Raw genomic sequence first — 25,475 nt, forward strand, 5'->3', positions numbered from 1 at the left:
TTAGGAGAAATAATGGCGCAAATCGGTCGATACAGGACCCCTCTCTCGGGCATCCCTGCCGAGGCAGGCGGGGAGCCGCTCGCTTTTAAGAGCCCGCTCTCTTTTTCAGCGGCCGCTTCGAAGCCGCTGCGCGAGCGTCCCGAGGCGGGACGTCCGTCGGTCCAGGAGCGGATTGCATACGGTGCGCTCCTCCTCTTTGTCTCCTTGATTTATATCTCTCCGGGGATGCTCTATCACCCGTTGGAAGATTGGCCGATCGCCAAGGGACTGGCGGTGATCTCGTTTCTTTTCCTCTTCTCTGCAATGCGGGCGAAAGGGACCCCTTGGCGGCTGACCGATCCCCCCTCGCTCTTCCTGATCGCCTTTGCGGTATGTAATGGTCTGTCCATCATCACGGCCCTCTGGCGGGAGTATGCCCTCAACGCGTTTCTCGATTTTTTGAAGGTGGTGCTGGTCTACTTTTTAATTCTCCATCTGTTGAATCGAAACGAGCGAATCCGGCCGCTTTTCTGGGTGATCACCTGGGCGGCGATGGTGCCGGCGGTCGGCGCATTGGTCCGCTTTTTCCTCAAGATCGATCTGGTGGAGGGGTATCGCGCCGCCTGGATCGGCATCTACGCCGACCCGAATGACCTTGCCTACAATCTGGTTATTTTGATCCCGGTCGTCCTCGCCCTCCTGGAGATGGAGCAATCGTTCTTCAAGCGGCTGCTCCTTCTGGTGCCGCTCTGCATCTTTTTGGTAACGATTTATCTGACCTTCTCGCGGGGAGGGCTGGTTGGGCTGATGGTCGTCTTCTTCTTCCAGTTCCTTCGCTCCCGAAACCGGCTCTTTAATTTCGCATTGGCGGCGGCGCTCGGCGCCGTCCTCCTTCCGCTCGCGCCGGCGCGTTATTGGGAGCGGGCCGAGACCATCTTGAATTTTCGTCAAGACGAATCGGCGATGGGGCGGGTCTATGCCTGGAAGGCGGGGTTCGCGATGGTGCAAGATCGTCCGCTGCTGGGGGTGGGGGTCGGCTGTTTTGTCCTCGGCTGGCCGATCTATGCTCCGGGAGATGCAGGAACGAAGTGGCGGGCGGCGCATAATACATTTGTCAATGTGATGGGCGAGACCGGCCTTCCCGGATTGGTCAGCTTTCTCGGTTTGATGGGGAGCGCGCTCTGGAGGATTCGAAGACCCTCCCGGAGCGCTCCGCGGGTCCGGCGCCCCTTGATGGGTCCGATGATCGGTCCGACGTCTGCGGTCGGGCGGCCCCCACGGCTGGAAGCAATTCAGGAAGACGAGACGGATCGCCGGGCGGCCCTCTATGCTCGGGCGGCGGAGATCGCCCTCTGGGGATTTTTGGCCTGTAGCCTCACCCTCGGGGTGTCGCGGACCTGGCCTCCTTATATTTTTGCGGGACTTGCGGTGGTGTTGCAACGGAAAAAGGTGGAAAGAGAATGAGTGTGCAGTCGATATCCGAACAGAAGCGGATTGAGTCGAACGGACAGGCGCCGCTTCCCACGACAGAGAATGGGGTTTCACAAGCAAAGGGAGAGAAGAGCGCCTCCATCAGCAAGCAAGCATTGACGCTGATCTTCGGACGGGGACTCTCCTCCGCCTTTACTTTTTTGATTCCGATCATCCTGGCCCGATATTTAAATCCAACCGAATATGGAACTTATAAGCAGATCTTTCTCGTCTATTCGAGCCTCTTTATGATCCTGCCGTTCGGCATTATTCAGAGCCTCTACTATTTTATTCCCAAAGAGCCGGAGCGGATGAAGACCTATCTGATCCAGGCCTTTCTCTTTCTCCAGTTCTCCGGCCTGGTGGCGCTCCTCTTCGTTGCTTTTTTCGGAAAGACGATCGCCGGCTATTTCAACAATCCGGAACTCGCCCCCTATCTCTTTCAAATGGGCATTTTCATTTTTTTGATGCTCTCCTCGGCCTATTTTGAAGCGCTGCTGATCTCTTCGCAGAAGATCGTTCAGGCGTCGGCGCTCGGTTTTCTCTCCGAAGCGGCCAAGACCGCCTGCATGCTGCTGCCGCTGATCTGGAGCCACCGCCTCACCGATTTGATGTGGGGAATGAATGCCTTTGCCTTTGTCCGCTTCTGTGGGGTGTTGGTTTATGTGATCCGAGGTTATTCACTCCGGTGGCGCGATGTTCACTGGTCGACCCTGCGGAAGCAGCTCGCCTACTCGGTCCCGTTCGGGTTTGCCGTCATTCTCCAAGCGACGCAGGACAAATTTCATCAGTATGTCGTCGCCTATTCCTACAGCGCCGCGGTTTTCGCCGTCTACTCGGTGGGGATGTTCCAGCTTCCCTTGGTGGAGCTGATCTATACGCCGATGTCTCAGCTGATGATCGTCCGGATGTCGTCCCTTCGGCAGCGGGCGACGCGGGAGGAGATCATCTCGCTTTGGTTCGATATAACCAAGAAGCTGGCGATGGTTTTCTTCCCGGCGTTTGTCTTCCTTCAGGTGGTTGCACACGACTTAATCGTCCTCCTCTTCACGCCGACCTATCTCTCGAGCGTTCCTCTCTTCCGGATCGCGCTCTTCTCGTTATTAACGGCGATCTTCCTGACCGAAGGGGTGCTGCGCGCCTATGCCGATACCACTTTTATTTTGAAGATCACCTTCATGAAGCTCGTTTTGACCCTCTTGTTCATCTTCCCCCTCCTCTCCTGGTTCGGCCTCTCCGGCGGGGTGCTCACGCTGACGTTGGTCCTGGTGATTGCGAAGGTAACGATGCTCTGGAAGGTCGCTCGCCTCATCCCGCTCTCCCTGTCGGCGCTGCTCCCTTGGCGGGATCTGTTGAGCATCGGCATCTTCTCGGTCTTCTGCGCGGTCCCGGTCTTCTTCATGGGGCGGATCGGAACGGCTTCTCCCGCCTGGATGGTGTTGCTCTCGGCGACGGTTTATACGGTTTTTTATTTGGTTTTTTTGTTCGGTTCACATCTGATCACTTTCGACGAGAAACGGGAGATCGCCCGAATGGTCCGGCGGGTTGGCGCCCTGCTCCCGGCGTTGTCGAAATCGTAAGCAAGGAGTTACACATGAGCAGACCTACTGTCTTGCATTTGGTTGATTGTCTTAATATCGGGGGGGGGGAGATGCAGATGGTCGATCTGCTCCGGCGGATCGACCGGGAGCGATTCCGTCCGCTGGTCGGCTGTCTGGCTCGGAAAGGGCCGCTGCTACCGGTCCTCGAAGCGACCGGCATCCCGGTGGTCGAATTTCCGATCCGGGGAAAGATTTACTATCCCCGTTCGCTTCGCGCGGTTCTTCAGATGGCCCGATTCATGCGCCGGGAGGAGGTCCAGATTGTCCATACCCAAGACCTCTACTCCCATATCGTCGGGGTGCCGGCCGCGTTGATCGCGCAGGTGCCGGTCATCGTGACGAACCGGCTCGACCTGGGGCATACGATGAAAGGGTGGCACCGCTGGGCGCTGAAGGGCTTCTCCTTTGTATTAACCCGTGCGATGGCCAATTCGGAAGGGGTCCGCAGAATGTTGATCGAGAAGGAGAAGCTCAACCCGAAAAAGATCGAGCTGATCTATAACGGCGTCGATCTCGACCGATTCGGCGCCGCAATTCAAGAGGTCTCTTTGCCGCTCGATTCGGAAGACCGCCCGATCGGAATCGTCGCCAATCTCAACCCCGTCAAGGGCCATGAAACCCTGTTGCAGGCGGCGGTGCGGGTGGCTGCGGTTTATCCGGCGGTGAAATTCTTTCTGATCGGAACCGGGATGCTTCGGCCGACGCTCGAGGCGCGCGTGCGCGAACTGGGGATCGAGAAGCAGATCGTGTTTCTCGGATCCCGGCGCGATGTTCCGCAGATCCTGTCCCGGATGGAGATCTCGGTGCTCCCTTCTTTGGCGGAGGGGTTCTCAAATGCCATTCTCGAATCGATGGCGGCCGGCCTGCCGGTGGTGGCGACCGATGTCGGAGGAAATCGCGAGGCGATCATCGAGGGGGAGACCGGCTATCTGGTGCCGTCCGGCCACCCCGATTCCCTTGCAAACCGGATCTTATGCCTGCTCGGAGACCGGGCGTTGGCGCGACAGATGGGAGAGGCCGGCAGAAAAAGAATTGAAACCTGCTTCTCCTTGGAGCGGATGGTCAAGGAGACGGAGCAATTTTATGACCGCCTGCTCCAAGAGCGGGTGCCGGGAGCCCATTGGTCGGGTAAGCGAGAAGAAGAGATGAATGTCTCGGAGGTCAAGCTGTCATCATGATGAAGATCTTGTTGATCGGCGATTACCCTCCCCCTTACGGCGGGATCTCGGTCCATGTCCAGCAGCTCGCACACTTTCTAAGAAAAAGCGGTGCGGCCTGTGATGTGCTCGACATCGAGCCGGGGCGCACTCCGAAGGAAGGGGCCCTCCGCGTGGCCGGCTATGCCGGGTTTCTCCGAACGCTGATCCGCTTTTCTTCCAAGGGATATATCAGCCACATCCACACCAACGGCCACAATGTCAAAAGCTGGCTCGCCATCGCCGTCACCGCATGGGTCGGGCTTCTCTTCGGCCGGCGGAACATCGTGACCGTCCATTCCGGCTTGATGCCCGATTATGCCAAAGGGAGACGGGGGAGAAAGTTTCTGATCCGTTTCGCATCGGCCCCGCTCGAGAAGATCATCGCCGTGAATCGAGAAATCGAGAGGGCCTTGCTGGAGAGTCGAATCGATCCCGCGCGGATCTGTGTCCTGCCGGCCTTTGCCCTCGGCGAGCGCCTTCAAGCGCTGCCGGAAGCGATCGACGACTACCGGCGCCGTTTCTCCCCGTTGATTGTCTCGGCGGTCTATCTCGAAAAAGAGTATGGAACCGATCTCCTCATCGAGGCCTGTCTTGCGCTCCGCAAGCGCTATCCGCGCCTCGGCTGTTTAATCATGGGATCGGGGGGGGAAGAGGGAGCGATCCGATCTCAGATTGCGCAGGGGCAGGGGGAGGAGTTCATCCGCCTCCTCGGAAATGTTCCCCATGCGCTCTGTCTCTCCATCATGGCGCTCTCCGACGTATTCGTTCGGCCGACTCTGTTCGACGGCGATGCGATCTCGGTCCGGGAGGCCTTGGCGCTCGGCATTCCGACCGTGGCGAGCGACGCCGGATTTCGGCCCGAGGGGACCCGCCTCTTCAAACCGGGAAGTGTGGCCGATCTGATCTCCCAGATCGACCGGGCCCTTCAGGGAGAACGTCTTGCGCTCCCCGGCGAAGACCAAAACAACCTGGTCGCCCTTCGCGATGTCTATGAAGGATCGGCGAGGGTGTCATGAAGGGGAGCCAAAAGTTAGAAGTCAGGAGTCAGAATAAAAGCAGTCCTTCTGGTCTCTGGCTCCTGACTTCTGAATTCATTTTTCTATTCTGAGGGTTTTTTCGATGTGCGGTATTGCAGGTTGGGTTCAGAGCGATCCGAGACAAGAGGTTGATCGGAGCATTCTTCAACAGATGGTCGATATCCAGCAGCATCGCGGTCCCGATGCGGCGGGGCTCTTCACCGAGCCGGGGATTGGCCTCGGCCATCGGCGGCTCTCGATTATCGATCGGTCCGGCGGCCAGCAGCCGATGACGAACGAAGACGGCTCGGTCTGGATCGTCTTCAACGGCGAGATCTACAACTTTCTTGGGCTGCGGGCCGAGCTGATCGACCGAGGACATCGGTTTGCGACCCGCTCCGATACCGAGACGATCCTCCATGCCTATGAGGAGTTCGGCCCCGATTGTCTGCGGCGGCTTCGCGGGATGTTCGCCTTTGCGATCTGGGATCGCCCGCGCCGGCAGCTCCTCATCGCACGCGATCGCCTTGGGAAAAAGCCGGTTTATTACACGCATCAAGCCGATCGACTTCTCTTCGCCTCGGAAGCGAAGGCGCTCTTGTCTGTCCCGGGGGTGGAGCGTGCGGTGAACTGGGGGGCGCTCGATCCTTATCTCTCGCTTCGGTATGTTCCCGGACCGACGACCCTCTTTCAGGGGATTACCAAGCTGATGCCGGGACACTTTCTTCTCTACCGAGAGGGGGAGGTGAAGGTTCAGAGCTACTGGGATGTCGAGTTCCGTGAAGCGCCGGAGGGGAGCGAGCCGCCGGTTGAGCAGTTCGAAGCGCTTTTGAAAGAGTCGGTCCGGCTGCGGCTGATGAGTGAGGTGCCGCTCGGCGTCTTTCTCTCCGGCGGACTCGACTCCAGCGCCATCGTCGCCGAAATGACCGAAATTTCAAAAGAGGGGGGCTGGGACCGGCCGATCCAGACCTTCTCGGTCGGTTATGACGATCCGAAAGCAAACGAGTTCGTCTATGCACGGGCGGTGGCGAAGCACCTCGGAAGTGACCACCATGAATACCGGCTGACGTCGGACGCGTTTCACGATTTCATCCCGAAGATGGTCTGGCACCTCGACGAGCCGATGGCCGATCCCTCCTGCATCCCCTTTTTCTTCATCTCGAAATATGCCAAGGAGCGGGTGACCGTGGTCCTTTCGGGAGAGGGGGCCGATGAAATCCTGGCGGGGTACGGGCTTTACAATAAAATGCGCCTGATCGATTCGATCCAGAAAAAATCGCCGTCGTGGCTCCTTCGCGCGGCATCCGGCCTGCTCTCGAAGCAGCGGGCGGCGCGGTGGCGGAAATATGCCGAGTGGATCGACCAGCCGCTCGAAGCGCGCTACTGGGGGGTCTCCCGAATTTTCACCGAAGCGGCGAAGCGGGAGCTGCTTCAGGACAAATATGCCGAAGGAGGGGCCCAGATCGCCTCCCTCTTCAAAGAGTATTATCGGAAAACCGCCGGTCTCGATCCGGTCAACCGGATGCTCTATGTCGATACGAAGGTCTGGCTTCCCGATCAGATTCTGCTCAAGGCCGACAAGATGACGATGGCGAACTCGCAGGAGCTGCGGGTCCCCTTTCTCGATCATGAATTGGTCGAGTTTGCGGCAACGCTACCCGTACGCCAAAAGTTGTCGAAGGGAACGGGAAAAATTTTATTGCGCCAGGCGATGAAACCGCGCCTGCCGGAGCAGATCCTCACCCGCCAGAAAAAAGGGTTCCCGATTCCGGCCGTCTGGTTTCAGAAAGAGGTCCTCCCGTCGGCCCGTCGGCTCTTTGCAGAGAAGGACTCTTTGATCGGCCAGGTGATGCGAAAGGAGCGGGTGGGGGAGATGCTCGATCAAGAGACCGCGCACCCGTATACCCGTCATAAAGAGATCTGGACCCTGCTGGTGTTGGAATATTGGCACCGGATCTTTATTCAACAAAAAGGGGGTGGATCATGAACAAGAGTACAATCGGCGTCGCGTCGGAAGCCGGGCGGGTCAGAAGCGTTTCTTCCGAAAAAGAGCGCGCGCTGGCCCTGCTCGCCTTGGAAGAGACCGTCCGCCCGCTGATCCGGCTGTCCTTAAGAGGACTGGAGCGGATGTGGCTGAAAGATCGGGGTCTTTTCTGTTTTACGATGCGCGATGGAGACAGAGGACCCCGGCCGGAAGGGATCTCACTTCGGTATACGGCGATGACCCTGCTGGGGCTGCACCGGGTCTCAAAGAGCGGATGGACGATTCCGTTCGATTTGGAAGAGATGCTGGAAGGGGCGATCAGCGCCCTTCCGACCACACGAAACATCGGAAACATCGGGCTGCTCTTATGGTCGGGGGCGGTCTTGACCGGAAGGGTCGATCCCCGGATTGCGGCGGCACTCGAACGCAATGGATCGTTTTATCAGGAGGCGGGGAACGGCATTTATGCCACCACCGAATTGTCCTGGCTTCTGATCGGATTAATCGCCGCGGCGGAGGCCGCTTCCGGTCCGGAGCGGGCGAAGTTCGATGAGATGGCGCATCTCGCCTATCGGCTGCTGCGGCGCAACCTCAACACCGAGACCGCCCTCTTTGCCTTCTCGACGCAGCTCTCGAATGGGTGGCTTCGGCCGCTCCGGAGCCGTCTTGGGTTCTTCGATGGACAGGTCTACGGGATCTATGCCTTTGCGCAGTATGCCAAGCGGTTTTCGGATTCGGAGGCGCTCGCGCATGCCAAACGCTGCGCCGAGCGGATCTGTGAAGCGCAGGGAGAGCTCGGAGAGTGGGCCTGGCATTACAACACCTTGCGGGGGCGGGTCGTCGATCGCTATCCGGTCTATGCCGTCCACCAGCATGGCATGGCGCCGTTGGCGCTCAAAGGGCTTGCGGCGATCTCGATGGAAGATTACCATCTGGAGATCGAGCGGGGACTGCGTTGGCTGCAGGGAGAGAACCCGCTCCGCTTCCAATTTGTCGATGAGGCGAATGCGGTGATTTGGCGGTCGATGCGGCGGCGGCGGCCGCTGTCAAAAGCGATCTATCTGAACAAGCTTGTCAGTTTTGTCGGTCCGACCGACTGGCTGTCGGCCTTCGATCAATCGGCCCTCTTCAAGATTGACCGCGAATGCCGGCCGTATGAGCTCGGCTGGCTTCTTTTTGCTTTCGCCGATGTTCCTCCCGAGGAGAGAGGGGCCCTTGGATCAAACGGCTGAAAGACAAATCGGCGCCTTACACATTCACTCGACCTACTCCGCCGACGGACGCTGGCCGCTCGAGCGTTGCAAAGAGGTCTTCCAGCAGGACGGATATCACTTCCTCGCCATGACGGAGCATGCCGAGGGGCTCGATCGAGAGAAGCGGGAAGCATGGCTTTCTGCGTGCGAGGCGCTCTCCGATCGGTCGTTCGTGATCATTCCCGGGCTTGAATTCTCGGTCGGTCCGGGGATCCATCTTCTCGGATTCGGAGTCACCCGTCCGCTGCGCGGCCCTTCGATCGCGGCCTTGGTCGATCAGATTCACGAGGCCGGCGGCGTTGCGGTCTGGGCCCACCCTTCCCCGGCGGCGTTGAACATGATCTATCCCTGCGCCGGAACGCTGGATGGAATGGAGATTTGGAACGGCCGATATCATGGGGTGCAGCGCCCGTCGCTTCAGCTGCTGCGGGGGTTGGAGCGGCTGCGGGAGCGGCATCCGCATTTTCACGGTTTTGCCGGAATTGATTTTCATGAGGGGGATCAAGACCGGCGGATATCGGTTGCGGTGGCCTCCGCGCGGTCGGGCAAGGAAATCTTGGCGGCATTGCGGGCGGGGCAATTCACGATCCGGCGCGATCGTCTTGCGATTCCGGCGACCGGGGTCCTCTCTTTCCGCCAGCAGGTCGGCATTGCATTGGGCGCCCCTTTTTTATGGAGAGAATCGGATGCGTGCCCTTCTTAAGCGGAAAATGCAGCGGGTGACGAAGTGGCTCGTCCGCCTCGGCTATCCCTTCTATCGTCTGATGGACCGCTTTCGACGCTCCGATGGACAAGAGGAGGTTCGGATCTTGATGTACCACAAGGTCTCCGACCTGCCGCAGGAAAAAGGGGTTCCCTACTGCAACGTCCCGATCGCGGCGTTTGAAGCGCAGATGAAGGCCCTTGCGGAGGGAGCGGTCGACGTGCTTCCTCTGGAAGCGCTCGATCGGTGGAGTGAGGGAGCGCCGCTCGGCGGACGGCGCAAAAAGGTGGTGATCACCTTCGACGACGGCTTTCAAGACAACTACCTCTATGCGCTGCCGATTCTGAAGAAGTACCGGCTGCCGGCGACCTTTTTCGTGATCACCGGGGCGGTCGGCCGGAGCGCCCCCTTTGACCATCTTCAATGGGACGCGCCCGCGCTGGCCGACCGGGAGGCCCATCCGGAACATTGGCGGCCGCTGACCTGGGAGATGCTCCGTCAGATGCGGGCCGAGGGGATGTCGATCGGCTCGCACACCCGCTCCCACCGATCGCTCGCCGGTTGCAATCCGGCCGAGGTGGAAGAGGAGCTCATCGGATCGAAGAAGGAGCTCGAGTCGGGGCTGCAGGGGGGGGTGAGCGCTTTCTCTTATCCCTTCGGATCGGGGGTCTACGGCGATTTCAACGAGAGAACCGAGAAGGTGTTGAAGGAGGCCGGCTATCGGTTTGCCTGCACCACGGAGTGGGGGGCGAATCATACCGGAGAGGGCCGCTACCGTCTCCGCCGGCTTCCGGTGTATGATCACGACACCCTGTTTGATTTCAGGTGCAAAATCGTGGGAGCGGCCGATTGGGCGGGACAGCTCAAGCGCCTGTGGCAGCGCTCTTTCCAACGCGACGATAAAACCGAGTTCGTTCCGACCATCCAGACCGATCGCCCATGAGGGCACGGAACTTGTACTTGTATCGGCCCATACGATCAGAGTTAAATAAACGATAGAAATGGGGGTCGTATGAAAGTATTTATCACAGACGGGTCGCAAAATCATGCACTGGCGGTCGCCCGCTCGCTCGGAGCGAAGGGGGTCGAAGTGGTGGTCGGCGACTCCTCGGTCCTCTCGAAAGGGGGATTCTCCCGGCACTGTCAGGAGCGGCGGATCTATCCGTCGCCGTCGGAGAGCGTCGGCGCGTTTATCGCGTGGATGATCAACGAAATGCGCCGGGGAGGATACGATTATCTCATCCCGATGACTGAAGCAAGCCTGCTGCCGATTTCGGCGAACAGAGACCGGCTCCTCCCTTATGTCCGCCTTCCCCTGCCGTCGCACGATTCGATCTTTCAGGCTTGCAATAAAGCCGAGACATTGACGCTGGCGCGTAAGGAAGGGGTTCCGATCCCGCAGACCTGGTTCGTCGAAGACCTGTTGGAGCTGCCGGCGCTGGCCAAGACGATCGCCTATCCGGTGGTGATCAAACCGAAGTGGTCGGCTTATTGGCGGGGAGATCGGATGCTCTCCGGCGGCGGGGCCGCGTATGCCTTTGGGCCGGAGGAACTGCTTGAAAAATATAAACGGATCCATCAGGAGATCCCTTTCCCGCTGATCCAGGCGTTTGTCCCGGGAAGGGGGTATGGCTTCTATGCTCTTTTCGACCAGGGGCGCCCGCGGGCCTTCTTTGCCCACGAGCGGCTTCGTGATGTTCGGCCGACCGGCTCCGGAAGTGCGCTGCGGCGAAGCATCGCGCCCGATCCGGTTCTGGCCCAGCATGCCGTGGCGCTGCTGAAAGGGATGAAGTGGCACGGGGTGGCGATGGTCGAGTTCAAATGGGATCGGGGCCGCTCCGAGCCGATCTTAATGGAGATCAACGGGCGGTTTTGGAACTCCCTTCCACTGGCGATTGCGGCAGGGGTCGATTTCCCTTGGCTGCTCCTCCAGATGGAGCAAGGAAAGCCGTTTGAAGATTTCCCGGCCTATCGGTCCGATCTTCTCTGCCGATGGTTCCTCGGCGACTGCCGTCATCTCTTCGCCGTTTTGCGGGGGGCCCCGTCCGGCTGGCCCGCCCCCTTCCCGAAGCGAGGGGAGACGCTCAAGGCGTTTTTCAAGTCGGAACGGAAGGAGTTGATCTACGACACCTTCCGGCGGGACGATCCGCTGCCGGGAGTGATCGAGTGGCTCCACTTCTTCTTCGCGAAGATGCCGGGGTACTTTCAGAAAAATAGGAAGCGGGTGACCCATCATGCCAAATCGGTATAAGGCCGCGCTCCATCTTCATACGACCTACTCCGACGGAGAGCTCAGCCTCGAAGCGTTGAAGGCGCATTTCCAAAAACGCGGGTTTGACTGCTTGATCATGAGCGATCATGCGGAGGCGATGGATGGGGAGAAGATGGAGGAGTATGTCGCCCGCTGTCGGGCTCTTTCCGACGCGCGGTTCTGTGTGGTGCCGGGGCTGGAATTTGCGTATCGGTTCGACGCCGGCAGCCTTCATCTTCTCGGCTATGGCGTGCATCGGTATCAGCGGGAAGAGACGCCGGCCGCCATGATGAAGACGATCCAGCAGCTCGGGGGCTTGGCGGTCTTGGCCCATCCCTATCCGCCGCTGGCGCCGCAGATCGCCCCGCTTCAAGAAGGGCTCGATGGTATTGAATTGTGGAATACAAAATACAACGGCCGATGGGCCCCGGCGCTCTGGAACTATCGCCTTTTAAAGGGGGTGCGGGAAAAGCGTCCGGAGGTGCTCGGCTTTTACGGAACCGATTTTCATTGGCAGACGCAGTATACCGGAATGGCGATTTTGATCGAGGCGGAAGGCTTGACCCCGGAGGCGCTTCTCACGGGGCTTCGCAAGGGACGGTTCTATGCCGAGAAAGAGGGAATGCGGCTGAGCCCGGAGGGGCGGCTGACCCCCGGCGAAGAGGCCCGTTTCGAGCGCAGAGAGCGGCTTTATCACCTCTGGAGAAAGATGGTCGTCGGGGCGCGGGCGCCTTTTAAAGCGCTGCGCCTCCCGATTCCGAGGCGTCTCAAAGCGATGGCGAGGAAAGTGTTGTGAATTGCGGATTTCGGAGTGCGAATTGCGGATTAAAGCGAATAAACGGGACACGTCGTTTTGGTTTTTCACTCCGCAATCCCCACTCGGCATCCCGAATTAGAATGGGGGGCTAGTCTGATGTTTCAGAAAAAAGAGATCATCTGTTTTGCAAACGACTGGGACGGCGAACCGCTGAGCAAGAAGCATATCATGAAGCGGCTCGCACAGGGAAATCGGATCCTTTGGGTCAATTCGATCGGAAACCGGAGTCCCCGGTTGAACGGAAAAGACTTTCGGCGAATCTTCACCAAGCTCGGTCAGTTTTTCAAAGGGGTCAAGCAGGTGGAGGAGAACATCTATGTCTACTCTCCGGTGATGATCCCTTTTTATCACTCGATGATATTCCGAAAATCGAATCAATGGCTGCTGGCCTGGATGATCCGACGCCAGATGAAGAAGCTCGGTTTCTCCAAGCCGATCACCTGGACCTACGCCCCCTCTTCGGCCGACGTGGTCGGTCGGCTCGGCGAGGCAAAGGTTGTCTATCATTGTGTCGATGAATTCTCCGCCTTCTCGGACGCGCCCCAGACGGCGATCCAGGAGATGGAAGAGACCCTCCTGAAGAAGGCCGACATGGTGATCGTTTCGGCCAGCACCCTTCAAGAAAGCAAGCGGCGTTGGAATCCGAATACCCATCTGGTCCGTCACGGCGTCGATTACGATCACTTCAAGAAAGCGGTCGATCCGGAGACGACCATCCCGGCCGAGTTGGCGCGGCTGCCCCACCCGATCGTCGGATTCCACGGACTGATTGCAGACTGGGTCGACCTTGCCCTCATTCGCAAGATGGCGCTGGAGCACCCCGACTGGTCGATCGTGTTGCTCGGTTCATCGATTACCGATCTTTCGCCGATCTCCGGATTAAAAAATGTCCACCTCTTCGGCAAGCGACCCTACGATTCATTGCCGGCCTACTGCAAAGGGTTCGATGTGGCGATCTTGCCGTTTGTCGTGAACCGGTTGACACTCTACGCAAATCCGCTTAAGCTCCGAGAGTATTTGGCGGCCGGGCTGCCGGTGGTTTCGACCGATCTTCCCGAAGTGCGAAGCCTGGGGGGGGACGTCCGGATCGGGGGAAGCCACACCGGATTTATCGCCCATGTCGCCGATCTGATTTCAAAGGGAGAGGTCGGGCCGTCTGTGGCCCGCTCCAAAACGATGGAGCAGGAGAGTTGGGACCACAAAGTCGAGCTCCTCTCGCTCCTGGTGGAGGGGAAGGGGGCGGCCACCGAAACTGAAGCGCAGTCGGAGGGGGCGATCGGCGGAAGCCCGCACCAGAAGCTGGTCCAGACACAGAGCTCTCTCTGATCGGGCCGATGGATTGATTCGACCGTTACACAACAAAGGGAAGAAGATGGGTTTACAGCAGCTCGCGCTGAAAATCAGGAGGAGAGAGGGGACCTTCTACCGTGCGCTCTATGAGGTGGCGATTCGTGTCCGCCGCTTCAGCTGCCCGGTGATCACCCCGCTCCACCGGGCGCTCTATTATGAGCGGCGGCTCCGAAAAACGGCGTGGCACCACTTTCGCCGGGTCCTTTACTGGGAGCCCATTTTCAAAAGCATCTGTGCGGAAGTCGGGCCCCGATTTTGTTTGGTCGGAGGGGTGCCGTTGGTCGAGGGGCATCTGGAGATTCGGATCGGATCGAATGTGACGCTCAATGGCATCACCACCCTTGCCGGCGCGACTGTTTGGGATCAGCCGACGTTGATCATCGGCGATCAGAGTTATATCGGCTACCAGGTCACCATTACGGTCGGCCCGCTGGTTCAGATCGGTCGGCATGTACTTGTAGCCGACCGGGTCAGCCTGATAGGATATGATGGTCACCCAAAAGACCCGATCGACCGGATGAACCACCTTCCGGCTCCGAAAGAAGAGGGCCGCCCGATTGTGATCGAAGACAATGTCTGGATCTGCTCCAATGCAACGATCCTCAAGGGGGTGACGATCGGGGAGGGTGCGATCGTTGCATCGCACGCGGTCGTGACCTCCGATGTCGCCCCCTTTACGGTGGTGGCCGGAAATCCGGCAAAAGAGGTAAAACGGCTTCTTCCCCAGGAGGTTTCAGGACGTCAGGGACGACGTGAAGGATAAAGATCAATAGAGAAGGAAGTGTCTGATCGAGTTAAGTTAACAAGAAATTCATCGGATGCGCGCCCGGGTGTGCGCCACTCCTTGCTTCCTGCGGAGGAGGCCGGGCCTGTCAGGACAAAGAGGAACCAGGTGATCCGAAGCGCCGCCCGAAAAGAAGAGAAGAAAGCTGTCACCCCCCTCGATCGGCCGAACCTTCCTGAGGAAGGGAGCGCCCGGACCGCCGATTCACTCGCCTCCCTGCGCGCGCTGGTTTTGCAGGAGCATCAACGTCACTGGGGCGTTTTCGGTTTTCGACCCGAGTGGTCATTCGAGCTGAAGCCGATGGCGCACCTGGAGGGCGAGAACGCCGGCAAATATCTCGTTTCCTTTTTTTCAAAAGAGGGAGCACCTCAGAAAACGGTTTTCCTGAAGCGGTATCATCATCCGCAAATCGACGCCGCCACCATTGAGAATGAATTCCAAGGAATCCGAATCGCGCATGAGGCCTTTGCGCCGACGCCGCGGTTCCGGGTCCCCCAACCGTACGGCCGGCTGCCGGAGGAAAAGATTCTCTTCATGGAGTATTGCCCCTCCGTCAGCTTGAAGAAGGTTCTCTTCCGACCGATTCGGCTCTCTCGGTTCTTCCTCTTACATCGGGACCGGAAGCGGCTGGTTGAATCGGTGGCGGAGGCGGGCCGGCTGCTCGCAGCGTTTCAGGGGATCCCGCCTGAACGTCATCCCTCCGGCGGGAAGGAGACGGGGGAGGAGATCGTCCTCCGGTACGAACGGCAGTGCTTGCGCCATTTGCAACTTTGTCGAAAGGCCGGCGTTCCGGAATCGCTGGTGATTCAGATGGAGCGGAGCCTCTTCCGTCGGCTTGAACAGGGAGGCGGTCTGCAAACGGTTCTGCAACATTCCGACTTTGCCCCTTGGAATGTCATGGTTGGCGCGCGCTCCTTCTACCTCACCGATTTTCAGAACTGTACGACCGGGCTGGCCGGTTATGATGCCGCCTTTTTCCACTGCGCCCTTGAGCTGCTTCTCCGCTACCGGACGGCCGATCATGCGCTGATCGCCGAGCTGCAGTCGATTTTTTTAAGCGAGTTTCTTCGTTCCGGATCGGCGGGGAAGGGCGGACAGGCTGCGCCGGCGGCGGAAGCGATGGAAGTCAAAGAACGTCTTCCCTGTTTCGATCTGTTTCGACTGATGCACATGACCTACTTTACCCAGTCGGTCTTCTGTGCACCGCCCGGACCGTCCTATGAGACGTTTTATGCGGTTCCTTTACGCAAGTTCATGGTCGACTGGTTTCAACATTATTTGGAGGGTTGAAGAGGAAGGATCTCTCTACGACGTTGCGATGGCGGAACGAATTTTAGTTATTGATGATGAGCCCCACTTGCTGGAGACGCTGGCGGAGATTCTTCGATTGGAAGGATACGAGGTTGAGACGGCCGGCGCGGGGGAAGAGGCGCTCGAGAAGCTCCGCGGGGCCGATTATGCGCTGGTCATCATCGATCATCACCTTCCCGATATGACCGGATTGGAGCTGCATACGCAAAGCATGAAGCTGGCCGCTCCTCCCGTCACCATTATCTTGACGGGACACGCTTCAGTCGATACCGCTGTTGAAGCGCTCCGGCGCGGCGCCAGCGATTATCTCCTCAAGCCGACCCATCCGGACGAGTTGAAGTGGTCGGTGAAACAGGCGTTGGAGCGGAAGCGGATTTCCGAGACGGCGGCGTTTCAAAAAAAGATGGAGTTCCTCTATCAGGTCGGCCGCTCCATCGCCGGAGAAACCGACCTCGATTCTTTTCTGCAGAACCTCGTTGAAAAGCTTTCGGAAGCGTTGGGGCTCCCCCGCGCCCTGCTCTTTTTGCTGACCGAGCAGAAGGATGCGTTGGTGCTGGCGGCGGCGAATGTGCCGTTTGAGCGGGAGGTCCGTATCCCGGTCCGAAAGGGGGTGCTTTACGACCTCGTCAGCGAAGGCCGGGAGGTGGTCATGGAGGATGCGCAGAAGGATCGCCGGCTTCCGGTCTTGTTGAAACGGTTTCAAATCCGCTCTCTCCTCGTCGTCCCGATTGTCCTTCGGGGAACGCTGCTCGGGGTCCTCTCGATCGATTCCGATCAGAAGATGCACCATTTTACCGACTCGGAGATCAAGCTCGCCCGGTTCGTCGCCGATCAGGCGGCGGTCGGGATTGAAAACATTCGGTATTGCGAGCGGGAACGGGACAAGGCGAGAGAATATGGTCTCCTCGCGGAGATTGCGACCGCCGGGACGGAGCGCCACGATGAACGCTCGGTCATTGAACTGGCGGTGGAGAAGACGGTCGCGTTAATGGAGGTCGATGCCGGCACCGTCGTTCTGCTCGATCCGGAGAAATGGGTCCCGACGGTCCACGTTTCCCACGGCCCTTCTTTGGCGCCGGTCGGCCGGTCAAAGCCGCTCTCCCCGCGGGGATTGGAAGGGATGATTGCACTGTCGCAAAAACCGTGGGCGATTTCGGACATCGGCTCGGATCGAAGGGTCTCTTCTCCCGACCGCGCCCGCTTCAAAGGATGGAGCTCCTATCTCGGGGTGCCGCTGCTTTACAAGGGAACGACCCGCGGTATTCTGTCGGTCGCCGCGCGACAGCCGCGGTCTTTCAACGCCCGCGAGATTGCATTGATGAACTCCATCGCCCATCAAATTGCGTTAACGATTGAGAATATCCGCCTCTATAATTTGAACCGGGCGCATCAGGAGAGTCTTCGCCGACTCTCGCTCAAGGTTCTCTCCACCCAGGAAGAGGAGCGCAAACGGATCTCCCGGGAGCTCCACGATGCGATGGGACAAGGGCTGTTGGCGCTCAAGCTCCACCTGGAAATTCTGGCCGAGCAGATTCCTCCGGAGATGGCCAATCAGCGTGAAGAGATCGCCGAGGCCCATGGGATCGCCTCTCAGACGATTGAGGAGATCCGCCGGCTCGTCGCCGACCTCCGGCCGCTCAAGCTCGACGATCTTGGACTGGTGCCGACTTTACGGGGCTTGATTAAAGAGTTTTCTAAAAAATTTAAGATCCACGTCACCCTCAAGCGGGTGAAGCTCTTTCGCCGTCTTCCCTCCGAGATGGAGACGATCGCTTATCGGGTCATTCAGGAGGCGCTGACCAACATCGCCAAACATGCGCGGGCGACGGAGGCGGCGATCTTTTTAGAGCGGATTGAAGAGCGGGTTCGTGTCCGGGTGATCGACAATGGAATCGGCTTCGATGCGATCAATTTGGCCAAGCGGCGCGCCCGCCATTTCGGGCTGGTCGGTATTCAGGAGCGGGTCGATCTCATGGGAGGCACCTTCCAGGTGATTTCCGGAAGAGGAAGGGGAACAGAACTGCGCGTCGAGCTTCCGTTGGAGGCGCCCGTTCAAAGAAGGGAGCAGGCCGTTGCCGGGGGGGAGCTTCCGCGAGAGCGGTCTCAGGCGCGGGGGGTGAGACGGTCTCTGTCTGCCCGCCGTCCTCCATAAACAATGCAATAGACGTCGGAGGGGGGCCGGTGTCTTTAGAAAGAGTGGTGCGCAATGCTAAAGATAAGGGTGCTACTGGCCGACGATCATACCCTGCTCCGTCAGGGGATGAAGCGGTTGTTGGAGGCAGAAGACGACATGGAGATCGTCGGCGAAGCCGGCGAGGGATTGGAGGCGATTCACAAGGCAGAGCAGTTTCGCCCTGATGTGGCGGTTCTCGACTATGCGATGCCGGGATTGACCGGCCCCCAGGCGGCCGTTCGAATCAAGCAGATCGAGCCGAAGACCAAGATCATTGTCCTCACGATGCACGACGATGAGGAGTATGTAGAGGAGGCGCTGGGAGCGGGCGCGTCCGGCTATATTCTAAAAGATGCTGCGGCGAACGAGCTGATCGCGGCGATCCGCGCCGTTTATCGCGGAGAGACCTATCTGTCGCCCCGGGTTTCTAAAAAGATCGTCAGCGGCTACCTCCAGCGGACCCAACGGCCGGAGCCGAAGCCGCCGTATGAGCAGCTGACGGTGCGCGAGCGGGAGATTTTACGGCTGCTGGCCGAGGGACACTCCGCCAAAGAGGTGTCGCGGCTCCTGAACATTCAGCCGAAGACGGTCGATGCACACCGCTCCAATCTGATGAAGAAGCTGGGCCTTCATTCCCGGACCGATCTGATCAAATATGCGATCCGGCGAAAAATCATCAAAGTCTAGCTGCCGGCCTCCCTTCGATGCCGAAGGTTATTTCCCGGAATAATCAAAAAAGAGTCCCATGACGCGGATGCGGCCCGGATGGCGCTCGTCGGGGAGAATCTGATACGGCTGCTCCCCAAAAAAGGGAACCGCCATCGCCTGCACGATCTCCAGCGCCGGCTGGCCCCCCTCTCCGGTGATATGCAACTGGTATTGTCCCGATTCATCTTCCCGGTCGGCCGCTAAAAAGAAGGCAATCTCAATGCCGCATACCCTCGCGCGGTGTGAATCGAGCGGGCGCCCGCCATCCCAGCAGGGGGTCGCTGCAGCCGCCCGTTTCAGCGCCGCGATCTTTTGGTGATCCTCCGGGGAAAATGGAAGGGTTCCCTTTCGCGCAGATGAGTTCTTCACGTGTGCTCCAAAAAAGACCCAGGCGGGTCAAGAGGGTTGATCGGCTTCTCTTGCCCCCTGAATACCGGGTTATTTAAGATCCGAGGTGTTTCTTCAGGATGGCGTTTTCGGCGATTTTAGGATTGCTGCCGCCGAACTCCTTTGCTTTTTTGAACTCTTCCGTCGCCCCGGCATGATCTCCCTTGCCATCCAGCGCCAATCCCAAATTGAAGTGCGCCTCGGCGAAATCGGGTTTCATCCCGACCGCCTCTTTAAAGAGCGGGGCGGAGACATCGTAATGGCCCTGGAGCAGATGATCGACCCCCTCATCATTTTTGGCCGCCGCATCTTTCTGGGTCATGCCGGCCGGCGAGGCGATCGCCGGAATCTGGCCGCCGGCGCCGCCGCTTCCCCCCGAGCCGCCGTAGCAGCCGGAGAGGGTGAGGAAGACGAGCAATATTGAAAAAAGTACTCGGTTCATGCCGCACCTCCTGGTCTGAGTGGCAGTAAAGGTTCTTGAGATACTATAGGTAAATTCCGGGGTGAATTCAAGTCGGCATTCCTCTTTTACTCATTTATATGGATCAATCGGATAACCGGGGTTCCTGATCCGAGCTCTGGAAGGATCCCTTGTTCCATCGGGAGGAGGTAATGATCGACCTCTCGGAGGAGAGTGTCGACATCGATTCCCATCTGTTCTTGATCCCGAAATGGGTCGAGCTGGCCGGCGGCAGCCCGCCAGAGTTTAAGCGAAGAGGGGAGCTGCCGCATATGCAGTTTGAGAAGCGAGGCGGCCAGATTGATCAAGCCTTGAATAAAGCGGGCCGGATCGGCATCGGGACGATGGCTCTTCCAGAGCGCCTCCCACCCCTCGTGCGCTTCCCAGAAGTAAAACCGGTTGAAGAGATCGACCCCTCGTAAATAGGCCTCGAGCGTCTTCCACTCTTCGGGCAGCCAGGGGGGATGGCGCTGGGCTCGGATCTCCCGGTAGCTGTGGCCGAGCGGGTTTCGGATCGGATGGGGGTGAACGCCGGGGACGAAGCGGTAGGAGGGCAGGGAACGGTTGCTGGAATACCAGGGAAGTGCGTCGATGTGAGGAGGATCGGGAATCGGAGAGGAGAGGATCATGCGCCGCACCCCAAGGCTGACCGGACGGTGCCGGGGTTATAACGGATTTACTCGATCTTTAATCCAGTGGGCGAGCTGAACGTATCGCTTTAAGGCGATCCCCTCTTCTTCCGGGATCTGGGTGATCAGAAGGCCGTGGCGGAAATAACCGTCCTGCCCGACCTGGCTGTCAACCCGGACAATCTGGGTCTCCAAGCGGATCGCCTGCCAGTTGGAAAAAGGGAAAAAGGTTTTGGGAAGATAGAGCTTCAAATATAAAGGGGTTCCCATCGGATAAGATTCTTCCAGAAGAATCATAAAGCCCGCTTCCCCGATGCTCACCGCGCGTGCCCGTTTGATCGTCTGGGCGTGCGCCTCGGTGCTGTACTCCACGGGGAAGGTGACCCCTTCTACGCGAGGCGACCTTCTCTGCTCTGCTGCCGTCATGAAATCATTCCTCCTTTTCGGATCGCCTCTGCGACGCGAACTACCCGGGCCAGCGGTTGAACATCATGAACCCGAACGATACGGGCCCCTTGGAAAACGGCAATCGCTGCGGCCGCTGCAGTTCCTTCCATCCGCTCCGCCGGTGGAAGGTCAAGGATCCGGCCGATAAACGATTTCCGCGACGGCCCGACGAGCAGCGGCGCCCCCAGGTCGGTGAAATGGTCAAGGTGGCGGAGAATCGTCAGGTTGTGGCTTGCCGTCTTTCCGAATCCGATTCCCGGATCGATGGCGATCCGGTTTCGGGGAATCCGATGAGCGGCCGCCGTTTTTATTTGATCATGTAGAAAACGCCGAATCTCACCGAACAGGTCGCTATAGCGAGGCTGCTTCTGCATCGTCTGCGGCGCTCCCTTCGTATGCATGATGACGATTCCGGCGTGGGTGCGCGCCGCGATGGAGAACATCTGCGGGTCGCGGGTAAATCCGCTGACATCGTTAATAATCGAAGCCCCCGCGTCGATCGCCTGCCGGGCGACCTCTGATTTCGTCGTGTCGATTGAAATCGGAAGCCCAATCCGTTTGGCGAGTTGTTCGATGACCGGGAGCACCCGCCTCGCCTCCTCTACCGAAGAGACCGGAAGGGCGCCCGGCCGCGTCGATTCCCCTCCGATATCGATCAGGTCGGCCCCTTCCTCTTCCATCCGAAGCGCCTGATCGACCGCTTTCCGAGGACGAAAAAAATGTCCGCCATCGGAAAAAGAGTCGGGGGTGACGTTGAGGATCGCCATCAAGAGGGGCCGTTTCGCATAATTCAGCCGGTAAGCGCCGCAGTGCCAGATCCCGGTTGCTTTGAGTGGAGGATGTTTTTTAGATAAATCAGAATCGGAAGGTCTGACCGCGAACCCGCCTCTTTCCTTCGGTTCGGACGATATGGCGGGTTCGCGGATCAATCAAGACACTTTGTTAGACCGACATGGCCGGAGAGGGAGAGGAGAGGGTCGACTGTACAATCCGGTCGATCTCGGGCGCGTCGAGCGATTCCTTCTCCAACAGGGCATCGGCGAGCGCTTTGAGCGTTTTCATGTTGCTGGTGATCAACGCTTTGGCGCGCTCGTAATTCTCCACGACCAGACGCTTCACCTCTTTGTCGATTTCAATCGCGGTGTGCTCCGAGTAGTCGCGATGTTGGTTGATCTCGCGTCCCAAGAAGATCTCCTGCTCCTTCTTTCCGAAGGTGAGTGGGCCCATCTTCTCGCTCATGCCCCATTCGCAGACCATCTTTCGGGCGAGGTCGGTCGCCTTTTCAATGTCATTTCCGGCGCCGGTCGTCATATGGTTGAGAACCAGCTCTTCGGCGACCCGGCCTCCCATCATAATGGCGATGGTGTTGTAGAGGTATTCCTTATGATAATTGTGCCGATCGTCGATCGGAAGCTGCATCGTGACCCCCAACGCCCGTCCGCGCGGGATGATCGTCACCTTGTGGATCGGATCGGTTCCCGGCAAAAGCTTGGCGATCAGGGTGTGACCCGCTTCGTGAACGGCGGTGATCCGCTTCTCCTCTTCGGAGATGACCATGCTGCGCCGCTCGACCCCCATGAGGACCTTGTCTTTTGCCTCCTCGAAGTCGTTCATCTCGACCACTTTTTTCCCTTTGCGGGCCGCCAGCAGCGCCGCCTCGTTGACGAGGTTTTCCAGATCGGCGCCGGCAAACCCCGGGGTGCCGCGGGCGATAATGTCGAGCCCGACATTCGGGGCGACCGGAATTTTCTTGGTGTGGACCTTCAGGATTTCGACGCGCCCCTTCAGGTCGGGACGTCCGACGACGATCTGACGGTCAAATCGACCGGGACGGAGAAGCGCGGGATCAAGCACATCGGGACGGTTGGTTGCGGCGACGAGGATCACCCCTTCCGAGGTCTCGAAGCCGTCCATTTCGACGAGCAGCTGGTTGAGGGTCTGCTCCCGCTCGTCGTGTCCGCCGCCCAATCCGGCGCCGCGGTGCCGGCCGACCGCATCGATTTCATCGATGAAGATGATACACGGCGCATGTTTTTTCCCCTGCTCGAAGAGATCCCGAACGCGGGACGCGCCGACGCCGACAAACATCTCGACGAAATCGGATCCCGAGATCGAGAAGAAGGGAACCCCCGCTTCGCCGGCGATCGCCTTGGCGAGCAAGGTTTTTCCCGTTCCCGGAGGTCCCACCACCAGGACTCCTTTCGGAATCCGGCCGCCGAGCTTTTGGAACTTGGGAGGGTCTTTTAAGAATTCAATGATCTCTTCCACTTCTCCCTTCGCTTCGTCGATTCCGGCGACGTCAGAGAAGGTCACCTTCTTGCGGTCATCCGACAGGAGACGGGCACGGCTCTTTCCAAAGGAGAGCGCCTTGTTTCCACCGACCTGCATCTGCCGCATGAAGAAGATCCAAAGGCCGACAAAGAGAACGAACGGTCCCCAGGTCATTAAGAAGGTCATGTACCAAGGGGGCTCTTCGGGCGGCTTTGCGGTGATCCGAACGTTTTTCTCTCGGAGGCTCTTCACCAGATCGGGGTAGGTGGCGGAGTAGGTCTTGAATTTTGTCCCGTCTTTTAGGATGCCCGAGATGTAGTTGTCCTTAATCGTGACCTCGGAAACCTCGCCCTTTTCCGTCTTCGCCATAAAGTCTGAGAAGATGATCTCATCTTCGATCGGCCGAGAAGAGGTGTTAAAGAGGTTATAGAGCAGGATCATAAAGAGCGCGACGACGATCCAAGGGGCTAAGTTCTTGACACGAGGGTTCATCTAATCAGTCCTCCCAAATTCAAAATATTGCTCCACATTCTAACATAGTTTTTTGGCGGTGACAATCAATTCTAAACCCGTTCCAACGGGAAAGCCAGTCCCCCGATTTTTATAGGAAAAATAGGGTTTTCCACTCCCTCTGGAGCAACGTCGACGCCGGTCACATCTGTCTGTTAGGTTTCCTCATAAATACTGTCGAGGACCGCAATATAGGGGAGGTTTCGATACTTATTCTCGTAATCAAGCCCATACCCAACCACATATCTGTTGGGAATGGTGAAGCCGACATAATCGACCGTCACATCGGTCTGACGACGCTCCGGTTTATCTAGCAGCGTACAGAATCGGAGCGAGTTCGGTTTCCGGGCCATAAACTTCTTCCTCAAAAAGGTCAGCGTTAGGCCGGAATCGATAATGTCTTCGACGATCAGCACATCCTGACCCTTTACATCCTGGGAAAGGTCGGAGATCACTTTGACCGCTCCGGCGCTTTTTTTCTTGTTCCCATAGCTTGAGACAACCAGAAAATCGACACGAAGCGGAAGGGGAATGGCGCGGGCCAGATCGGCAAAGAAGAGGAAGGCCCCCTTCAACACACCGACCATCAGGAGATCTTTGTCCTTATAATCTTGCGCAATCCGCAGCCCCAGCTCCTGAATGCGCCTTCGCATCTCCTCCTGCGTGATCATCGGTTTTCCAAAGATCCGTTCTTCCATTACTGCTCCTCTGGGAATGGCATTGGGGGCTCATCCGAATCGTGCGCCGAATCGGTCGTGATCGGTTGAACCCGCACGGTCAATACCTTTTTGGTCTTCTCGGTGGCCCGATACCGATCGTCGACCCGTAAGCCGACCACCCACAAAATTCCGTCCGAACAGGTCAGAATCGGAATCGAGCCCCGCTCCGATCTCGGAATCTTGGCATCGACAAACAGATCTTGAAGTTTCTTATGTCTGCCGCCCATCCCGGCCGGGATGAAAAGATCTCCCGGCCTCCAGCCTCGAAGGGTCAGAGGAAGGCAGATTCTATCAAAGTCGAAAGAAGCGACGCAAGGGGAAAAAGAAACGATTCCTTTCGGATGTAGAGAGAGCGTTAATCGAAGATCCCAATCGGAAAGGTCGATCGGATCCGAAGAGGGAACGAACGTCGCCGGCGGCCGATTGCCTACGGCTCTCTGTCCCTGTACGGTCTTCCGAAGGATCAGCTGTGTGTATCCCTTCTCGATCTGCAGTCCCTTTGGAAAAATCCAACGCCGTCCGGGGGCGCCGGAGAGCGCTTTCGACAAAACTTGCTCGATCTGTTCGAAGCCGATCCCGCGGAGGTCTTGCTGAAGCCGGCCCAGTCCCCATCGAAGCAGACGGCGCTGCAAGGCGGGGTGAAGCGAGCAAAGGGAGGTCAGATCGATCCGAATGATCTCCGGTCCCATCTCAATGTCTAGTTTCGGCATAATCTCGTCGATCATATACCGGGTCAGGAAATCGTTCTCATCTTGGAGAAGCTGCGACGTCTTAACCAGCGCTTCTTTGATTTTAGGATTGTATCTCTCGAGAGAGGGGAGGAGCCGGTGGCGGAGGTCGTTCCTTAAATAAATCATCTCCCGGTTTGACGGATCTTCCATGAATGGAATGTCTGCTTCTGAGAGTGCGTCGAGAATCTCCTTTCGGGTAATCGTCAGAAGGGGGCGGATAATTTTCCCCGCCCGCATCGGGGGGATCGCGCAGAGCCCTTCCGGCCCCGCCCCCCGCAGCAGCCGCATCAAGAAGGTCTCCGCCTGATCGTCTGCGGTATGGCCGAGGGCGATCCATCGCGCCCCGACCTCCTCCGCGATGGTTTCAAAAAAGGCATATCGTACCTGCCGGGCGCCTTCTTGTTTGGAGAGCCGGCGCTCCTTGCAAATTTGCGGGACGGGGAGGGAGGAGAAAGTCGCCGGAATCTCCCATGCCTCACAAAGTCCCTTGACGAAGTCGGCCTCCTTTATCGCCTCCGGTCGGAAGCCGTGGTTGAGGTGGACGACATGGAGGGGATGTCGGTTGCGGCGGGCATATTGCCTGAGGAGATGAAGGAGACAAACGGAATCGGCCCCCCCCGAGACGGCGGCCATAATTTTATCGCCCGGTTTCAGGGGGAACGTCTGAATGCGCTGTGAAAATTTTTCGAGGAGCGGCTGTTTTTTACGAAGAGAGATCATCT

Annotated in this window: 23 protein-coding genes; 15 read left to right on the forward strand and 8 right to left on the reverse strand. The window is 58.4% G+C overall.

What is annotated here, in order from left to right:
• Positions 1–12: 12 nt before the first annotated feature.
• The 15 genes from HY282_01970 to HY282_02040 all read left to right on the forward strand — a co-directional run bounded on the left by HY282_01970 (position 13) and on the right by HY282_02040 (position 18,578).
• On the forward strand, positions 13–1,443 hold the full coding sequence (locus HY282_01970) for an O-antigen ligase family protein (protein ID MBI3802513.1): 1,431 nt from the start codon (positions 13–15) through the stop codon (positions 1,441–1,443).
• A 2-nt stretch (positions 1,444–1,445) separates the two neighbouring features.
• The gene (locus tag HY282_01975) at positions 1,446–3,029 is read left to right on the forward strand and encodes an oligosaccharide flippase family protein (GenBank protein ID MBI3802514.1); all 1,584 of its coding nucleotides are present in this window, start codon (positions 1,446–1,448) and stop codon (positions 3,027–3,029) included.
• A 14-nt stretch (positions 3,030–3,043) separates the two neighbouring features.
• Positions 3,044–4,228 (forward strand): glycosyltransferase, encoded by a 1,185-nt coding sequence (locus HY282_01980; protein ID MBI3802515.1) that lies wholly within the window; start codon positions 3,044–3,046, stop codon positions 4,226–4,228.
• Positions 4,225–5,265 carry a glycosyltransferase family 4 protein gene (locus tag HY282_01985; protein MBI3802516.1) on the forward strand — a complete coding sequence of 347 codons (1,041 nt, stop codon included), beginning with the start codon at positions 4,225–4,227 and terminating at the stop codon, positions 5,263–5,265. Before HY282_01980 ends, HY282_01985 begins: the two co-directional genes overlap by 4 nt.
• 103 nt (positions 5,266–5,368) lie before the next feature.
• Positions 5,369–7,252, forward strand: a complete 1,884-nt coding sequence (asnB, locus tag HY282_01990) for an asparagine synthase (glutamine-hydrolyzing) (GenBank protein MBI3802517.1) — start codon at positions 5,369–5,371, stop codon at positions 7,250–7,252.
• The gene (locus tag HY282_01995) at positions 7,249–8,481 is read left to right on the forward strand and encodes a hypothetical protein (protein MBI3802518.1); all 1,233 of its coding nucleotides are present in this window, start codon (positions 7,249–7,251) and stop codon (positions 8,479–8,481) included. The genes asnB and HY282_01995 overlap by 4 nt, the downstream gene beginning before the upstream one ends.
• A complete protein-coding gene (locus HY282_02000; protein MBI3802519.1) occupies positions 8,465–9,205 on the forward strand; it encodes a hypothetical protein in 741 nt (246 codons plus the stop codon). Before HY282_01995 ends, HY282_02000 begins: the two co-directional genes overlap by 17 nt.
• Positions 9,189–10,148 carry a polysaccharide deacetylase family protein gene (locus HY282_02005; protein ID MBI3802520.1) on the forward strand — a complete coding sequence of 320 codons (960 nt, stop codon included), beginning with the start codon at positions 9,189–9,191 and terminating at the stop codon, positions 10,146–10,148. Before HY282_02000 ends, HY282_02005 begins: the two co-directional genes overlap by 17 nt.
• A gap of 69 nt (positions 10,149–10,217) precedes the next feature.
• Positions 10,218–11,456 carry an ATP-grasp domain-containing protein gene (locus HY282_02010; protein MBI3802521.1) on the forward strand — a complete coding sequence of 413 codons (1,239 nt, stop codon included), beginning with the start codon at positions 10,218–10,220 and terminating at the stop codon, positions 11,454–11,456.
• The gene (locus HY282_02015) at positions 11,440–12,252 is read left to right on the forward strand and encodes a hypothetical protein (protein ID MBI3802522.1); all 813 of its coding nucleotides are present in this window, start codon (positions 11,440–11,442) and stop codon (positions 12,250–12,252) included. The genes HY282_02010 and HY282_02015 overlap by 17 nt, the downstream gene beginning before the upstream one ends.
• Positions 12,253–12,369: 117 nt before the next feature.
• On the forward strand, positions 12,370–13,599 hold the full coding sequence (locus HY282_02020; protein ID MBI3802523.1) for a glycosyltransferase: 1,230 nt from the start codon (positions 12,370–12,372) through the stop codon (positions 13,597–13,599).
• Between the two features lie 46 nt (positions 13,600–13,645).
• A complete protein-coding gene (locus HY282_02025) occupies positions 13,646–14,386 on the forward strand; it encodes an acyltransferase (protein MBI3802524.1) in 741 nt (246 codons plus the stop codon).
• Between the two features lie 129 nt (positions 14,387–14,515).
• Positions 14,516–15,697 carry an aminoglycoside phosphotransferase family protein gene (locus tag HY282_02030; protein ID MBI3802525.1) on the forward strand — a complete coding sequence of 394 codons (1,182 nt, stop codon included), beginning with the start codon at positions 14,516–14,518 and terminating at the stop codon, positions 15,695–15,697.
• 28 nt (positions 15,698–15,725) lie between these two features.
• Positions 15,726–17,870, forward strand: coding sequence for a GAF domain-containing protein (locus HY282_02035; GenBank protein ID MBI3802526.1), 2,145 nt, complete (start codon positions 15,726–15,728; stop codon positions 17,868–17,870).
• Between the two features lie 54 nt (positions 17,871–17,924).
• Positions 17,925–18,578: a response regulator transcription factor gene (locus HY282_02040; protein MBI3802527.1), complete on the forward strand. Its 654-nt coding sequence runs from the start codon at positions 17,925–17,927 to the stop codon at positions 18,576–18,578.
• A 27-nt stretch (positions 18,579–18,605) separates the two neighbouring features.
• Here the strand turns inward: HY282_02040 and HY282_02045 are convergent, their stop codons facing one another.
• The 8 genes from HY282_02045 to tilS form a co-directional block, all read right to left on the reverse strand.
• Positions 18,606–18,968, reverse strand: a complete 363-nt coding sequence (locus tag HY282_02045) for a hypothetical protein (protein ID MBI3802528.1) — start codon at positions 18,966–18,968, stop codon at positions 18,606–18,608.
• Positions 18,969–19,041: 73 nt separating this feature from the next.
• Complete coding sequence (locus HY282_02050) at positions 19,042–19,428, reverse strand: tetratricopeptide repeat protein (GenBank protein MBI3802529.1); 387 nt, start codon at positions 19,426–19,428, stop codon at positions 19,042–19,044.
• 86 nt (positions 19,429–19,514) lie between these two features.
• Positions 19,515–20,075 carry a DUF309 domain-containing protein gene (locus HY282_02055; protein MBI3802530.1) on the reverse strand — a complete coding sequence of 187 codons (561 nt, stop codon included), beginning with the start codon at positions 20,073–20,075 and terminating at the stop codon, positions 19,515–19,517.
• Positions 20,076–20,111: 36 nt separating this feature from the next.
• A complete protein-coding gene (locus tag HY282_02060) occupies positions 20,112–20,501 on the reverse strand; it encodes a PilZ domain-containing protein (protein ID MBI3802531.1) in 390 nt (129 codons plus the stop codon).
• Positions 20,498–21,289, reverse strand: a complete 792-nt coding sequence (folP, locus tag HY282_02065; GenBank protein ID MBI3802532.1) for a dihydropteroate synthase — start codon at positions 21,287–21,289, stop codon at positions 20,498–20,500. Before folP ends, HY282_02060 begins: the two co-directional genes overlap by 4 nt.
• A 175-nt stretch (positions 21,290–21,464) precedes the next feature.
• Positions 21,465–23,285: an ATP-dependent metallopeptidase FtsH/Yme1/Tma family protein gene (locus HY282_02070; protein MBI3802533.1), complete on the reverse strand. Its 1,821-nt coding sequence runs from the start codon at positions 23,283–23,285 to the stop codon at positions 21,465–21,467.
• 173 nt (positions 23,286–23,458) lie between these two features.
• On the reverse strand, positions 23,459–24,001 hold the full coding sequence (hpt, locus tag HY282_02075; protein ID MBI3802534.1) for a hypoxanthine phosphoribosyltransferase: 543 nt from the start codon (positions 23,999–24,001) through the stop codon (positions 23,459–23,461).
• Entirely contained in the window at positions 24,001–25,473 is a 1,473-nt protein-coding gene (gene tilS / locus HY282_02080; protein MBI3802535.1) for a tRNA lysidine(34) synthetase TilS, read from the reverse strand. The genes hpt and tilS overlap by 1 nt, the downstream gene beginning before the upstream one ends.
• Between the last annotated feature and the right edge of the window lie 2 nt (positions 25,474–25,475).

It is taken from the genome of Candidatus Manganitrophaceae bacterium (assembly GCA_016200325.1).
Classification (GTDB): domain Bacteria; phylum Nitrospirota; class Nitrospiria; order SBBL01; family Manganitrophaceae; genus Manganitrophus.